The 17,115-nt window shown below is 47.3% G+C and carries 6 protein-coding genes; all 6 read right to left on the bottom strand.

Going from position 1 to position 17,115, the window contains the following annotated elements; genetic code table 11:
* Position 1: 1 nt before the first annotated feature.
* Positions 2-4,525 (bottom strand): amino acid adenylation domain-containing protein, encoded by a 4,524-nt coding sequence (locus tag QUA43_RS15580; RefSeq protein ID WP_333375083.1) that lies wholly within the window; start codon positions 4,523-4,525, stop codon positions 2-4.
* Between the two features lie 22 nt (positions 4,526-4,547).
* A complete protein-coding gene (locus tag QUA43_RS15575; RefSeq protein WP_333375081.1) occupies positions 4,548-5,597 on the bottom strand; it encodes a TauD/TfdA family dioxygenase in 1,050 nt (349 codons plus the stop codon).
* 64 nt (positions 5,598-5,661) lie between these two features.
* Complete coding sequence (locus tag QUA43_RS15570) at positions 5,662-7,212, bottom strand: condensation domain-containing protein (RefSeq protein WP_333375079.1); 1,551 nt, start codon at positions 7,210-7,212, stop codon at positions 5,662-5,664.
* Entirely contained in the window at positions 7,199-8,887 is a 1,689-nt protein-coding gene (gene panP / locus QUA43_RS15565) for a pyridoxal-dependent aspartate 1-decarboxylase PanP (protein WP_333375077.1), read from the bottom strand. Before panP ends, QUA43_RS15570 begins: the two co-directional genes overlap by 14 nt.
* Before the next feature lie 98 nt (positions 8,888-8,985).
* Positions 8,986-12,258: an amino acid adenylation domain-containing protein gene (locus QUA43_RS15560; RefSeq protein WP_333375076.1), complete on the bottom strand. Its 3,273-nt coding sequence runs from the start codon at positions 12,256-12,258 to the stop codon at positions 8,986-8,988.
* 1 nt (position 12,259) lies between these two features.
* Positions 12,260-17,071 carry an amino acid adenylation domain-containing protein gene (locus tag QUA43_RS15555; protein WP_333375074.1) on the bottom strand — a complete coding sequence of 1,604 codons (4,812 nt, stop codon included), beginning with the start codon at positions 17,069-17,071 and terminating at the stop codon, positions 12,260-12,262.
* Between the last annotated feature and the right edge of the window lie 44 nt (positions 17,072-17,115).

The following is a 17,115-nucleotide window of genomic DNA, read 5'->3' as shown; positions in this document are numbered from 1 at the left end:
TTTACCTGCGTTGGTTGATTTTTGCTAAGAAGCGATCGAGGTCTTTTTGGCTCAAATTTGCTTTTGGGAAGTCAGAAGGCGTGTAGGTTCCTGCTTCGGCAGAGTGACAGTGGGCGGCAAGCGATCGCAAATTATCCACAAAATCTTTAGCTAGTTTTTCGATGGTGGTTCGTCGGTAGGCTGCTTCGCTATACCTCCACTCTAGTTGCAGCCTATTTTCTCGCACGCCGGAGTCAATTTCGATCGGATAGCGCCGATTTCCTAGCAGGCTGCTGCTCGCGCTTTCTACTAGCTCAAACGCCAAAGATTCAGGCAAAATCGGATCTAATTGCTCGCGGTAGTTAAATCTAACCTGCGATCGATCCAAGGCTTGCAGGTGCGCCGCTACTTCTGCGCGATCGCCCAAATAGCGCAGTACCCCAAAGCCAGCGCCTCGATTGGGTACGCCCCGCACCTGCTCTTTAATCGCCTTTAAAGCTTCCCCAGGCCCAGAGATTCCCTTGAGAATGAGCTGCACCGGGAAAATCGCCGCAAAGCAGCCAATCGTGCGCGACAAATCGATATCTTTGGCAAAAATTTCTCGCCCCGAAGCCTCCAAATCCACCAGTAAGGAATCCGTTTTCGTCCATTGATTAAAAGTTTGCACCAATGCAGTCAGCAATACTTCGCTCGTTTGGGTTCCATAAGCTGCTGGAACTTTTTGCAGTAAAGTGCGAGTTTCTTCAACATCGAGCGAAACTAATACAATGCTCGCCTCATCATGGCTTGGAGAATCAACGGGCAGTTGCGAGATTTCTTGACGCGCAGCCAGCCAGTAATCTCGCTCTTGCTGAATTTGCGGCGATTTAGCGTACTCTTGCAGGAATTCTGACCACCGTTTAAAAGTTGCTGTTGCGGGCGGTAATTCTACGGATTGCCCCTGACTGAGTTGTGCGATCGCACAGGAAAGTTCCTCTAGCAAAATTTGCCAAGAAACTCTATCTGCCGCCAGTTCGTGAATCGTTAATAAGAGGCTATGGGGCCGCTCGTTTCCCTGGTTAAACAAAGCCACTCGCCAAAGAATTCCCTCGGCTGGATTCAAACTTTCTTTCAGCTCTGCCACAGCCGTTTCTAAAGCCGTTTCTCGTTCGCTAACTGGCAATTCCGATAAATCGATGTATGAGAAAGGTTCTGTTTTAATTTCATCTAAACTATCATACATTTGCTGCCAGCCCGATTCTGTATGGAGAAATCGCAGGCGAAGAATGTCGTGGCGATTGACCAATTTTTGCACCGCTTGCTGCCATAGTTCAGGAGCGATGTCCGAGTCGGTTTTAAATAAAAAGCTCTGGCATTTCCCGGAAATATTTTCTACTAAAAAATCCTGCTGTATGGGGAGAATAGGCAGCAGTTTTTCAGTCGTCTTAATTCGGTCTGCAACGGCTGCAAGAGCCGCCACAGTGGGACACTCAAACAGTTGTTTGGGCGTTACGCGCAAGCCGGCTTGATTGATTTTGGCGACGATGCGAATGCTGGATATCGAATCTCCGCCTAACTCGAAAAAGTTATCATAAATTCCTACTTTTTCGACCTCTAGCATTTGCCCCCAAATCTGGGCGATCGTTTCCTCCGCAGGCGTGCGAGGTTCTGCGATAGTTCCTTCTAATTTCGCTCTGGCACTGTCGGGTTCTGGGAGCGATCGCCGATCGATCTTTCCGTTAGGAGTTAAAGGCAAACTTTTGAGCGTTACAAAAGCCCAAGGCACCATGTAATCAGGCAATTTTGGCGCTAAAAAACGGCGAATTTCGCTGCTGCTTGGTGCTTGTTTCTGATTAGAAACTAAATAAGCCACCAGGCGCTTTTCACCAGGCACATCTTCCCGCGCCACCACTACAGCCTGCGCGATATCTGGATGCTGCCCTAACGCTGCTTCAATTTCTCCCAATTCAATGCGGAAGCCCCGGATTTTTACTTGACTGTCAATTCGCCCGATGAATTCGATGTTTCCGTCTGGCAAATAGCGAGCCAAATCACCCGTTTTATAAAGATGTGCCTGCGCGTCAAATGGATGGCGAATAAATTTTTCTGCGGTTAATTCGGGGCGGTTGAGATAGCCCCGCGCCAGACTGCTGCCGCCGATGTGCAGTTCCCCAGGCACGCCTACTGGCACTGGCTGCAAATGGGAATCGAGTAGATAAATCTGGGTATTTGCTATAGGTTTGCCGAGTGGAACTGTCTCGGAAATTCCTTTCAATTCCTCGCCATACACTTGATAGGTGAGTACGCCCACCGTCGCTTCTGTTGGCCCGTAGTGATTGAAAATAAGGCAATCTGGATTGATTTTACGAACCTTTTCAATTAGCTCCCAACTAGCAGTTTCACCGCCTAAAATTAGCCGTGTTCGTGGCACAATTGACTGGGCGACAGAAGAAGTTAAAAGAGCAGCAAGGTGCGAGGGAACAATCTTGAGGCAATCGATAGAATGGCGGCGGAAATATTGGGCCAGTGCTTCTGGATCGGTTGCGCGCTCTTGGGATACTATATGCAGGCATCCACCGGAACAAAGTGCCGGGAAAATCGCTGTATTGCCCAAGTCTGCGGCGAAGGTAGAAACGGTGGCAAAACTGGCACCTGATGGCAGGTTTAATCTTTCCTGAATAGCGTAAAGGTAATTGAGCAGTTGCCGGTGTTCGATCGCGACTCCTTTGGGCGTGCCAGTGGAACCGGAAGTATAGATGACGTAAGCTAAATTGTCAGAAGAGGTGCGAGGGGTGTAAGACGCAGAAACAGTGGGAATGTCTGTATCGATGCAAACAATATTTGCCTGAGTTTTCGGCAAGCTTTCTATGAGCCGCTGTTGCGTTAGCAGCACCTGCACTCGCGCATCTTCTAGCATGAGTGCCTTGCGATCTGCTGGGGCTGCCGGATCGATCGGTAAATAGGCGCCACCGGCTTTGAGTACGCCCAGGATTCCTACGATTGTTTCTAAAGAGCGATCGAGGCAAATACCAACAAAGACTTCTGGTTCAACTCCCAAGTTTTGCAGGTGATGGGCCAGTTGATTGGCGCGATTGTTGAGTTCTCGGTAGGTGATTTGTTCACTTTCAAAGACAACGGCAATGCTATCTGGCGTGCGATGGGCTTGTTCTTCAAAAAGCTGGTGAACGCACTTGTCTCTCGGGTAATCTTTTTGAGTTTGGTTAAAGTCAATGAGAAGTTGGTGACGATCGCGATCGCTCAGTATATTTAATTGACTGATGGGTATTTGTGGATTTTTTAAGGCACTTTCTAACACAGCCTGGAAGTGTTGTGACAACCGCTTGACATCTTCAGCTTCAAATAAAGCCGAATCGTAGCGAAACTCGGCGATTAAGCAATTGTCTCGTGAAAGGCAGGAAAGTTTAAGTTTGAAGGGCTCTACACAGGCATCTTGCCGATCGAGGAAAAATGAAACGCCAGACTCGCCATATTTCTCTGGCTTTGTTTCATACTCAAAGCAGATGGGCAAAAAAGTGTTACTTTTATCGGATTCTAGAGTTTCTTCCCAGGTGAAATATTCTTGCCAAGTGTGAATATCTTTGAGATTTAGCTCAACTTCCCGCCAAATTTTTGCAAAACTGAATTCGTCTTGCAAGTCGCAATGTAGCGGTAAATAGGTACTCAACAGCCCCAGAGAGTGTTCTAATTCTTCATATTTTCTGCCGTTTCCAGTTACGCCGACGATCGGGTTTGGCTGTCTGGTAAGCCGCCCAATCAGAATTTGCCAGCAAGTCAGCAGAAATGTAGAAATATCGCTTTGGTGTTTTTGGGCGATCGCTTCCAGGCTGTTCAACAAATCACCACGAATTTCCACCGTTTTTACTAGCGGCTTAAATTCCGCTTCTGAATTCTTCTTTTCCCAAGGAAACGTTAAGGAGTCCAAAGATTCAAGATGCAGCTTTCGCCAGTATTCTTGGCCGCTTGCCGTTTCTTCTGATTCGAGTAACTCATTTTGCCACTCAGCAATATCGGCATATTGCATTGACTCATCAGAGAACTCTTCCCCGCGCCCACAAGCTGAGTAGGAAAGATTGAGTTCGCGGGTAAAATTTTTCAGGGTGACGCTATCTGCAATTAAGGCAGAGAAGTTCGCCAGCAATAGGTGCTTGTCTTGGGCGAGAGTGACTAAAGAGAGATGCCAAAGTGGGCCGCGCTCAAAATCAAAAGCAAGCAGGTTTAGTTGCTGAAAAAGCGCTGCAATTTTAGCTTCTTGTTCTTCTGGAGACAAACAAATCAGATTGTGTTCTGAGATAGGAATTTCACCAGTGCGGGCGATCGCTTGCAGGGGTAGTGTCATCCCTGGCAAGCAGTGAAAGCTAGTACGCAGGATTTCGTGCCGATTCACGACATTTTGCAGCGCACTTTTAAGAATCTCGCGATCGAGATTTCCGGTAATTAAAATTGCACCTCGAACGCGATAGATTTGTTTAGGATTATTTGGCTGTGACCCCCACAGATGCCGTTGCTGTGGAGAGAGTCTAAACCCTTCGATTGTTTCGTTTTGCATTTCTAAAGTTCCTTTAATAAGCCTAAATATCTTGACAGCTAAACGCTTCTGCCATCCCGACAACAACCCGACGCGAACCAGAAAATGGCGTGCGTCCGTGCGCGGCTAGCATATTATCTAGCAGCAAGACATCTCCTTCTCCCCAAGGGAAAACAATCGTTTCTTGCTGATAGCAGCGACGAATTTCGTCTAATATAAAATCTTCAATGGGCGAGCCATCGCCGTAATAAGCATTGCGGGGTAAATCTTCCTGCTTAAAAGAAGTTAAAAGCTCTTGGCGAACGACGGGTTCTAGATTGGAAATGTGGAAGAGGTGAGCTTGATTAAACCACACCATTTCCTGCGTTTTTGGGTGCTGGGCGACCGCTTGACATATTTGCCGAGTTCTCAAGCGATCGTCACTTTTCCACTGTAACTCAATTCCAGCTTTTTGGCAATAGTTTTCTACCTCAATTTTGCTATCAGTATTGAAGACATTTTGCCAAGGCAAATCTACGCCACCGCCGTAATTTCGCACATACATAACTTTTTTTTGGGCAAACTTTTCTCTAATCTTTGAATCCAGGCTTTCAAACACTTTGCGGCTGTTAGCGATCGGAGTTTCTCCTCCTTGTTCGGCTTTTTTAACGCAGAAAAAAGCAATTTTTAGCGGCCAATTTCGAGAATAAGCCATTTCATTGTGCAGTGGGATGAATTGCTCGGCAGGATACTCGGTGGAAGTGTAGATATTTCCGCTCACTTGGCTACGGGGAGTTGAGCGAAAAGAATATTCCAACAAGTCGCCAGCAAGAGTTTGAATAAACTGCTCGAAACCATTCACACCGCCGACTTCAAAGCCTCGGAAAAGTATTCCTCCATGCTTCGATAACTGTGTTTCAATTGATGAGCGATTGTTCTGTGCCCAACCCGCGAGATTTAATTTTTCTACTGTTGGCTGAACAACTAAAGGTAGAAGGTTTTCGGGCTGGAGGTAGGCGGTTTTGACTAATTCCTCTGAGGACAGGCTGACGGTTTTGCGCCTAACTGATCCTAACTTTTGGGAATTGAGATTTTTTGTTTCTGTATTTGTCATGATTTTGGCAAATTGGGTGAAAATTTTATCCTTTTTTTTCAAGAAAACATGAAAGATAGATCCATCACTTCACACTTTTCATAACTTGGCGTTTAGCCATTTTTAATTTTTGAATTCCCGAAATATGAATTTGTTTTTCCTGCTCGATTTGGTGCTGCCTTTCTGCTTCAGCAAGAATTTCTGCCAAGTCATCGATCCTGATATCTGGCTGGCCAACCACTTGGTTGAGAACAGTTTCCCAACCTCTCGCGATTCGGGCAATAGTCGCAGCCTCAAATAAGTCGGTTTTGTACTCAAATAAGCCTTGAATTCCTTCTGAAATCTCCCAGAGAGTGAGGCTTAAGTCGTGTCTCGACATACCGACATCGAATTCTAGAATGCTCAAGGTCAAACCAGCTAACTCCAGGGGTGGCATGGGTGCATTCTGGAGTACAAACCACACTTGAAAGAGCGGGTTATAGCTGAGATTTCGCTCCGGCTGCAATTCCACGACGAGCTTTTCAAAAGGGACATCGGGGTGAGCGTAAGCTGCTAACGCTACCTCGCGTGTTCGACGAAGTAGTTCGCGGAAAGTTGGATTACCTGCGGTGTCAATTCGTAGCACTAAAGTATTAACAAAAAATCCAATTAATTCCTCTAATTCAAGGAGGTTGCGGTTGGCAATTGGAGAGCCAATAGCGAGATTTTCCTGCTTTATTTGGCAGGACAGCAAGGATTGAAATGCTGCCAGCAACGTCATAAAGAGGGTGACATCTTGTTGCTGGGCGAGCGTTTTCAGCCTTTCAGCTAAAGAAGCAGAAATCACAAAAGATTGCTGCGATCCTCGGAAACTTGGCACGGGAGAGCGCTGCTTATCTGTTGACAGCACAGCTAAAGTGCCACCCAATTGCTGTTTCCAATAAGCCAGTTGTTTTTCTAATTTTTCTCCCTGGAAATGCTGCCGCTGCCAACTGGCGAAGTCGGCATACTGTACGGGAAGTTCATGCAGCCCAGAGGGTTTGTCAGTGGAAAAAGCTTCATAAAGTGCGGCCACTTCTCGCACCAACACCCCCATAGACCAACCATCAGAAATAATGTGGTGTATCGTCAGCAGCAACACATATTCTGCCGAACCAAGTTGCAGCAGAGTGCCCCGCAGTAAGGGCGATCGCGTTAAGTCAAAGGGGCGTTGGGCTTCTTCAAGAGTACGCTGCTCAATTTCAGCTTGCTGCTCAGTTTCTGGTAAATGTTGCAAGTTTACCACCGACAAAGCGAAATTCAAGGAAGGAGAAATCAGTTGAACAGGTTGCCCGTCTAATTCTGCAAAAGCAGTTCGCAAAACTTCGTGACGCCTGACAATTTCATTGAGTGTTTGTTGCAGTGCCGACAAATTCAATTGTCCTTGCAAACGCACAGCAGCAGGAAGGTTGTAGGCAGGGTTTTCGGGAGACAATCGATCGAGAAACCACAGCCGTTGCTGGGCAAAAGAAAGGGGAGCGGAATTTTGCTGCGATCGCCTGGGAATACGCTTAGATTGCTCGGCTTGTACTGCCTCTTTGCCCAATGCTTTGAGGAGGAGCGCTCGCTTCTGGGGCGAAAGGTTTTTCAGTCGTTCTGAACGATTAGTAGACATCATAATTTACCTCGTCGCATTGGTCGCTGTTTGTGATAGTTAAGGAAAGGTTTGCTGCTATTTTTAGCTGGTCGTTTAAAACAAAATCGATATCTGCTTCAGTGGTGAGGGGGTTGGCAAGGACGACTCGAAAAGCAACAATGGGAATGGTTTTGCCATAACAGGTGTTTTGCACGGTTGTTCGCGATACGAAGGTGTGACCGGCTCGCCGCTGGGCCTCCTGAAGGCGCTCGTTAAATTGATTAATGAAGTGGTTGTCTGCTTCGGCTAGTTGTTTTTTGGCTGCTTTTTCCCTGAATGTTTCTGGAATGTAGCGGTATAAAAGAAGATTAATTTCTGGTTCTAGCAGCAATTCAAATTCTGGATTTTTCCGAATTAAATTGGCCAAGTGCTGCGTTTTATGGATGCCTCCATCTATCAAAAACTCATAGCCTTGATGGCCGATGATATTCAACGCGGCTTGCAAGAACAAACTCGCACCTGGTCGAGAGCCTTCGAGAGAGCGCTTGCCTAGATCGATCGAGTCTTTTCGCACCGTGTAGGGCGCGTTTTTTTCAATAACTTTGGCGGTTTGGGGATTGCGGAATAAAACCAGACCGATTCCCATTGGCAAATACATTTGTTTGTGTCCATCTATGGTGACGGAATCTGCTAGTTCAATGCCTGCGAATTTGTGCCGGTGACGTTCGGAAAAAAGCACAGGGCCGCCCCAAGCGGCATCGACGTGAAAGTGAGCGTTTGCTTCTTTCGCGATCGCGGCTATTTCTGGAAGCGGATCGATACTTCCCGAATCGGTGCTGCCTGCAATACCGATAATTGCCAGAATGTGCAGGTTGCGATCGCGACATTCGGCTACAGTTTGGCGCAGCGCTGCCAAATCCATGCGGTGATTGGAATCGGTGGGAATTTTTAGGAGATTGCGATCGCCAATGCCTAATAAACCGGCAGCTTTTTCAAAAGAATAGTGCATCAAATTGGAGCCGATGATCACCATTCCCCTGTAGCCGTAAAACTCTAAAGCTGCGTACAACCCTTCTTTTTCAATGCCACTAAAGTTATTTTTTGGCCCTAAAGAAGCGTTGCGAGCACACCACAAAGCTGTGATATTAGCTAGGGTGCCGCCCGTTGTCATGATACCGAGCGTGCTGTCACTTTTTTGAATGTGCTGGTTATAAAAATCCTCAGAAAAATCGTAAATTAATCGGTGCATCATTGCCAAAGTCTGGCGCTCGCAGGGGCTTAAAACTTTGGCAGTTTCCATCTTGACTAAATTTTGATTCATCGCGATTAACAGCTTCGCGATCGGGCGCACAAAATAGGGAAGTGCGCTCGTCATGTGACCGATATATCGGGGGGAAGAGGTGTGGATGGAATGGGCAACGAGGGTTTGGGTCAAATCATCGATATAATTCCCAACATCTGTAGGAAGGGCGGGAATTTTGCTTTCCCTAAACTCCTGAATAATTAACTCTAAGTCAAGATCTGTACTAGCGGTTTTTGCGTACAAAAAGTCTTGAACAAGGGCAGAAATTCGCTCCTCCATAGCTTCTTCTGCCAAAAATGACTTTTCTGAGGCACTGAATAGCTCCATTAACTTTTCTTCAAGTGGGGTAACAGAGGCTTTTAATGGCTCCCTTACATCTTGAGAATCTTGGGGTCTTACTGTTTGTTGAATCATCCCGAATTACTCCTGTAAAATTGGCTTTTGAAATCTCCTATTTCCCACCGAACCCTTAAGGAGAAAAAGGCTTTTTGGTTTTTTTACCAGCCCGATATTTACTCAGTCAGTATCACAGTTTGTGCTGACTCTCCATCACTCTTTTCTAAGAGATCGAGCAATTCATCTATCTGGTTAGAATCGGCGTTTGCCAGAATTTCTTCCTCGATTAGTTCAGCTAAATTCTGAATTGTGGGAGTGGCAAAAAAATCGCACAGCGCTAACTCTACCCCAAAGCACGATCGCACTCGCGATATTAACCGTGTTGCCATCAGAGAGTGACCGTCGAGGTCAAAAAAGCTTTGGTTAGTTCCTACTTTGTCTAGCCCTAAAAGAGCAGTCCAAATCTCAGCAATTGCTTCCTCTGTGGGCGTTTGTGGCTCAGTGAAGGCTGTTTCGTCAGAAACGTAATCGCACCTTTGAGATAAGGCGAGGCGGTCAATTTTTCCGTTGGGCGTTAGTGGCAACGCATCTAATAGCACAAAAGCTGAAGGCACCATGTAATCGGGCAGTTTGTGCTTCAAAAATGAACGCAGTTCGGAAACAAGTTCTGGGTGCTGATTTCTGAACTCTGAGTTAGGAACTAGGTAAGCGACTAAGCGTTGACTGCCCGGTGTATTTTCCTGAAGCAAAACAGCAGCGGTGGACACAGAAGAATGTTGAGAAAGTGCTGCCTCTATTTCTCCGAGTTCGATGCGGAAACCGCGAATTTTTACTTGGCAATCGCCACGACCAAGAAATTCTATATTACCATCCGGCAGGTAACAACCGATATCGCCTGTTTTGAACAAAACTTTTTGATGAGAACTACCGAGAAAATCTAATTTTTCTTGCCCAAACGGGTTAGAAATGAATTTCTCCGAGGTTAATTCGGGGCGGTTTAAGTAGCCCTGTGCCAATCCATCGCCGCCGACGTAAATCTCGCCGGGAATTCCTATGGGAACGGGTTGCAAATTGCGATCGAGCAGATAAATTTGCGTGTTGGCGATCGGGCGACCGATTGGAACTTTCTCGACACAGTGAGTTGCATCGTACCAGGTCACGTCCGCAGCTACTTCCGAAGAGCCATAAAGATTGATTAATACCCGCTGGGGCATCTGCTCTCGAAATTGCTGACAAAGTTCGATCGGCAGAGCTTCTCCGCTGCAAATCCAATATTTTAATTGAGGCAAACGCCTGTCTAAATCAGGGAAGGAATCTAAGATAGCGCGCAACAAAGAAGGAACCAGCACCAGTCGGGTTACATTTTGCTTTGATAAGGTTTGAAGGAATTGGTTAATATCTTTGACGGCTCGATCGCGAATAATCACAGTTGGCAACCCATGCAGCAAAGGAGCAAAGATTTCCCAAACCGAATCGACAAAATTTAAGGACGTTTTTTGACAGCAAATATCTTGTTCGATAAAAGGATAGGGGTTCCAAAAACAGCGATTGACTGTGCCTCGGTGGGTGCCGAGTACGCCTTTGGGAGTGCCTGTCGAGCCGGAAGTGTAGAGGACGTAAGCGAGGTTTTCAGGTTCCACCTTAACAGCGGGGTTGCGATCGCTCTGGCGGGAAATTTCCTGCCATTCGGCGTCGATACAGACGACTTTAGCGCTGTGAAAGGGGAGGGTTTCTAGGAGGTTTTTTTGAGTCAAAAGCACCGGAACTTTTGCGTCCGCCAGCATGAAGGATCGGCGTTCTTGGGGATAAGCAGGATCGAGAGGAACGTAAGCGGCACCGACTTTTAAAATGCCCAAAATCGCCACCAGCATGGAGAGCGATCGCTCTAAGCAAATTCCCACCAAAACTTCGGGTTTTACACCGAGAGATTGCAGGTAATGTGCGATTTGGTTGGCTTTGGCATTCAATTCGCGGTAAGTCAATTGTTCATTTTCGCAAATTGCAGCCACTGCATCTGGGGTTCGCTCTGTTTGCGCTGCAAATAATTCGTGAATTGAGGAATTTTTGGGGTAATCCGCTTGGCTGTCGTTCCACTGGACAAGTAATTGCTGGCGTTCGGCGGCGCTCAATAGGGGCAATTCTGACAGTTTCCGGTCAGGATTGAGAGTCATTTCCTCTAGTAAAGTTTGCAGGTGTCCGAGCATTCGCGCGATCGCACTGTCCTCAAAGCAGCTACGATCGAAAATAATTTTCAGCGTCAATTCCGCACCGGGCATCGCCATCACAGTTAGAGGATAATTCGTTGTTTCCAAGGAGCGAATATTCTCTACTTTTAAGTTGTGAATCTTCTCCTTCAGAGAAGCATCCGAAGGATAATTTTCAAAGACAACGAGACTCTCAAATAGAGGCAAACTCCGAGAAAGTTCGCTCCACCCCTGCACCTCAACGAGCGGGGTGAACTCATACTGTCGCGCCTCAACTTGTTGCGCTTGGAGTTGTTTCAAGCAGGATAAAATACCATCCTGCGGGTCAATTTTGACGCGCACTGGCAGAGGATTTACGAACAGTCCCACTACCGATTCAACACCCATTAACTCTGGCGGTCGCCCGGAGACAACCGTACCAAAAACCACATCTTCCTCGCCGCTGTATCGGCTCAAAAGTAGCGCCCAAGCTGCCTGTACGAGCGTATTTAATGTTAGCTGATGCTGCCGCGCGGCAGATTGCAGTGCGGCGGTGGCTGTTGCAGAAAATATCACCTGCTGTTCGCCACTACTTTCTAAACGGTTTCCCGCGACAATATTGCTCCGGGCGATCGCAGTTGGAGCTGCAAAACCTTTGAGAGTTTGCCGCCAAAATGACTCAGCCACCGATAAATCTTGCTGGTGCAGCCACGCGATGTAATCTCGATAAGGGCGAGGGCGTTTGAGGTGCAATTCCTCGCCCTGGGAGAAGGCTTGATAAAATGCAAAAACTTCCTCAAGAACGATCGCCAGCGACCACCCATCTAAAACTAAGTGGTGGTGGCTCAAAATAAACTGAAAAGTATCTGCTTCTAACTGCGCCAGTGTAATGCGAATCAAGGGAGCAGATTTCAAGTCAAAGCCCCGATCTCGATCGGCTTTGAGGAATGTTTCTAGCTGTTGTTGTTGTTCTGACGCAGAGAGCGATCGCCAGTTTATTTCCTGCCAAGATAATGCAGCCTGCTTACGCACCGCTTGCACGGGTTCTTTCAAATTTTCCCACACGAAACAAGTCCGCAAAATGGGATGTCGCTCTACAACTTTTTGCCAACTATTTCTAAACGCAGAAACATTGAGATCGCCGCGCAAGACGCACAGCAGTTGCCCGAAATATACGCCCGATTCTGGCTGGTAAAGGGAATGAAAGAGAATGCCCTGCTGCGCTGGGGAGAGGGGATAAAAATCTTCGATATTGCCTTTTGTCATATTAAAGCTCTGCCAAAATTGCGGTAATGTTGTCTAAATCGTCCTGGCTCCACTGGCTCCACTTAAAATCTGCAAAGTCAGAAGGAGTGCAGCCGCCGGCGTCGGGGGACTGACAGTATTGAATTAGCGATCGCAGCGATTCTATAAAGCCCGTTGCTAAATTTTCAATGCTTTCTCGTCGGTGAATACTTTCGCTGTACGTCCAATCTAATTGCAGCTTGCCGCTGGCAATAAATCCGTTAATTTCCAGCAGGTAACGCCGATTTCCGCGCGGGCTGCGAAGGGGGCCACTCGGCTCGGAGGACAGCATTAATAAAGAAGATTTCGGCAGCACTTGGTCAAACTGTCCGAGATAATTAAAGCTTACCTCAGATTGCGGCAAATTAGAGATTTTTTTAGCCGTTTCTTCGTTTAAATATCGCAGGACACCCAAGCCGATGCCGCGATTTGGTACTGCACGTAACTGCTCTTTCACTAATTTGAGGGCAGAGCCTAGATCGGAATGTTTTTCTGAATTTAACAGAACAGGAAAAACTGCTGTAAACCAGCCGATTGTGCGCGACAAATCTACTCCCTCAAATATATCTTCGCGCCCGTGACCTTCTAAGTCAAGTAAAAGTGAGTTATTGCCAGTCCAGCGTGCAAATGCTTGACCTAAAGCAGTTAGCAATACATCGTTAATTTGAGTGCGGTAAACGGCAGGTACTTCTTGTAAGAGCAGTTTTGTTTCTTCAACACTCAAAGCAACGGATACTGTCTTTTCAGATGCAACTAAATTGGCTGCGTTTGGGAAATCCACCGGCAAGGGAGAAATTGGTTGGTGAGAAAGGGCGAACCAGTAATCGAACTCTCCCTGCAATTCGGGCGATCGCGCCCACTCATGCAAGCGTTCTGACCACTGCTTAAATGAGGTTGTTTTGGGCGGCAGCGCGACTGTTTTGCCGCGGCTAATCTGGCCATAAGCTGTCTGGAAATCCTCAATTAAAATTCGCCAAGAAACAGCATCAACCGCTAAGTGATGAATTGCCAATAACAAGCGATTTGGCTGATGTTGACCCAAGTCAAATAGGGCAGCGCGAAGTAATGGCCCCTCGGACAAATTCAAACTAATTTGCAACTGAGTGGCAGCATTTTGGAAAGCGGCTTCTCGTTCCTCTGGAGGTAGCGAGGACAAATCAATGCAGGTAAAGGTCGCAACCTCGTCGGGATTGGCGAACTCCTGCTGCCAGCCAGATTCTCCTCGCACAAAACGCAGGCGCAGCGCGTCGTGGTGCTTCAGCAATTCCTGCAAAACCGACTCAATTAATGCAGGTTCGAGAGGTTGCTGCAACTCTAAAAGCACCGCCTGATTCCAGTGGTGCGGATCGGAGAGATTTTGCTCGAAAAACCAGTGCTGAATCGGTGTCAGCGGAACTTCGCCAATGATTAATTCTTGTTCGGTTAAGTTTAATTTGTCTGTATTAACTACGGTGGCTAACTGTGCAATGGTTTGGTGTTGAAACAGTTGTTTTGGTGTAAGTCGCAACCCCGCTTGATTGGCTTGAGAAATTACTTGAATGCTGAGGATAGAATCGCCGCCCAATTCAAAGAAATTGTCGTCAATTCCCACTTGTTCCAACCCCAATACTTGCGCCCAAATTTCTGCCAGGATTTTCTCCATAGCCGTGCTTGGGGCGGCGAATGCCTCTTCGAGTTCTGGCCGATCGCGCTCCGGTGCAGGTAGTGCTTTGCGATCGACTTTGCCGTTGTTTGTTAAAGGCAGCGTCTCCAGCGTCACAAAAGCAGCAGGAACCATGTATTCCGGCAATTTTTCTTTCAGAAAGCAGCGTAGTTCGTGAATCAGTATTGAATGCTTATTTTGTGCTGCTGAGTTAGCAATGATATAAGCTACCAAGCGCTTATCGCCCGGTACATCTTCTCGCACTACAACCACAGCCTGGGCGACATCTGGATGCTGTCCTAGGGCTGCTTCTATTTCTCCTAATTCGATGCGGAAACCGCGCACTTTTACTTGGTGGTCAATTCGTCCCAAGTATTCAATATCGCCATTTGGCAGATAGCGAGCTAAGTCTCCCGATTTGTACAACCGCGCTTTCAAACTGTCATTAAAGGGATTGGAAATAAACCGATCGGCAGTTAATTCTGGCTGATTGAGATAGCCCCGCGCGACGCCAGCACCACCAACGTAAATTTCCCCAGGGATGCCGATGGGAACGGGTTGGCAGTTGCGATCGAGCAGGTAGACTTGCAAGTCAGGAATTGGACGGCCAATAAGGCTGGCATTTTTACTTAAATCAGCGGCAGTCAGTGGCCGATAGGTAACGTGGACAGTGGTTTCTGTAATGCCATACATATTGACAAGTTGGGGGTGTCGATCGCCGTGCCGATCGAACCAAGGTTTTAAGCTTGGCAAGTCTAAAGCTTCCCCGCCAAAAATTACTAAGCGCAGGCTTAAATCTTCGCCAATTCCGACAGATTCTTCTGTTTTTATCAACTGGTAAAATGCAGAAGGAGTTTGGTTGAGAACTGTTACCTTTTCTTTGCATAGCAAGTTGTAAAATTCTTGGGGCGATCGGCTGACTGCATAAGGCACGATCGCGAGTCGCCCGCCGTATAGCAAAGCGCCCCAAATTTCCCAGACTGAGAAATCAAAGGCATAGGAGTGAAACAGCGTCCACACATCTTGCTCGTTGAAGTTGTACCGCGACTGGGTAGCAGCAAACAGGCGGAGGACGTTTGAGTGAGGAACTAAAACGCCTTTGGGGATGCCAGTTGAGCCAGAAGTGTAGATGATATAGGCGAGATTTTCGGCAGTGGTGGCGCTGGCGGGATTTTCTTTGCTGTGTTGGAAGAAAGCACTTTTATCCCCATCGAGGCAAAGGATTTTGGCGCTGCATTTCGGAAGGGTTTGCAACAACTTTTCCTCAGTCAGCAGCACATTTACCTGCGCGTCTTCGAGTATAAAAGCGAGGCGATCGCAGGGGTTGGCTGGATCGAGCGGAACGTAAGCGCCGCCAGCTTTGAGAATACCGAGAATGCCGATAATTGTATCGAGCGATCGCTCGACACAAATCCCCACCAAAACTTCTGGTTTAACGCCGAGTTGTTGCAGGTAATGCGCGAGTTTGTTGGCTCGTTCATTCAGCTCGCGGTAGGTGAGTTTTTGGTCTTCAAATACGACTGCAATGGCATCGGGCGTTCGAGCAGCCTGCGCTTCAAATAATTGATGAATGCAGCGATCGCTCGAATAATCGGCGCGGGTGTCATTCCACTCTACTAACAACTGATGCCGCTCTTTTTCCCCCAGCAACGGTAGCTCTTCAATCCGCCGATCGGGGTTGGCAGCTATGCCCTCCAGCAACGTGATAAAATGCCCCGCCATCCGCCTAATTGTTACCGCATCAAATAAATCGGTGCTGTATTCAAACTGACCGCTAATTTCTTCCTGCTTTTCTTCTAAATACAGCGTTAAGTCAACTTTTGCTGTCTGATTCTCAACATCTAAAAGAGTGAGATTGAGTCCGGCGATTGATTCCGCAGCCACAGGTGCAGTTTGCAAAACAAAAGCAACTTGGAACAGTGGATTGTAGCTCAAATTTCGCTCGGGTTGCAACTCTTCAACCAGTTTCTCAAACGGCAAATCTTGGTGAGCGTAAGCCTCTAAACTCACCTCCCGAATGCGATCGAGCAATTGCAGAAAAGTGCGATCGCCTGACAAATCAGTTCGCAATACCAAAGTATTGACAAAAAACCCGATTAGCCCTTGAATTTCCGCTCTGTTGCGGTTGGCAATGGGAGAGCCAACGGGGATATCTGCCTGTCCTGTATAGCGATAGAGCAGCGTTTTAAAGGCTGCTAGCAGCGTCATAAACAGGGTGGCATTTTCCTGGCGGCTGAGCTTTTTGAGGGCTGACGTTAGCGTTTTCGGGATGAGAAATGATTCTTTCGCGCCCCAATAGGTTTGTGCGGGGGGACGGGGGCGATCGGCTGGCAATTCCAGCAAGGGGGGAGCCCCACTTAGCTGCTTTTTCCAGTAGTTAAGTTGAGTTTGCAAGCGATCGTCCGCCAGCCATTCCCGCTGCCAAATAGCAAAATCGGCGTACTGTATGGAAAGTTCGGGAAGTGGGGATGGTTTGCCAATCGAAAACGCTTCGTAAAGTGCTGCTAATTCTTGCAGAAAGACTCCGATTGACCAGCCATCAAAAATAATGTGGTGCAGCGTCAGCAGCAAGACATATTCCTCAGCATCTAACTGTAGCAAATTAGCTCGCAACAGCGGCCCTTTGGTGAGGTCAAAAGGTTTACTAGCTTCTGCTGCTGCCAGTTTTTTGACTTCCGCTTCTCGTTGAATTTTGGACAATTTTTGCAAGTCTAAAAGTTGCAGTCCGAAATTAAAATTTTCACCAACCACCTGCACAGGTTGACCGTCTACAGTGGCAAATGTCGTTCGCAAAGCTTCGTGACGGCGCACAATTTCCTTGAAACTTCGTTCTAGCACTACTACATTTAGCTTGCCTTTCAGTAAGACAGCCGCCGGAAGATTGTAAAAAGGATTTCCCGGTTCTAATTGATCGATAAACCACAGTCTTTGCTGGGCAAAAGAGGTGGGAAATGCAAATACTTCTTCTTCGGAAGTATTCGCAGAGTCGCGAGTATCTGTTGGAGGTTTTTCGGAAAAATGCACCGTCATGGGATTAGTAGCTGGTAATTGGTAATTGGGATTGCAGCAGATATTTGGGCGGGGCGGGTTTACGAGATTTATCGTTTTTACTAAAGATATTGGCGAGCCCGCCCCTACAGGAATAACGGTCAATCAAACGGACATGATATTATTGGCTGCTAACTCATGACTCATCA

Source organism: Microcoleus sp. N9_B4 (assembly GCF_036701635.1).
GTDB lineage: Bacteria > Cyanobacteriota > Cyanobacteriia > Cyanobacteriales > Microcoleaceae > Microcoleus.
The sequence above is the reverse complement of the archived record's forward strand: the minus strand, read 5'-3'. Positions and strand labels throughout refer to the sequence as shown.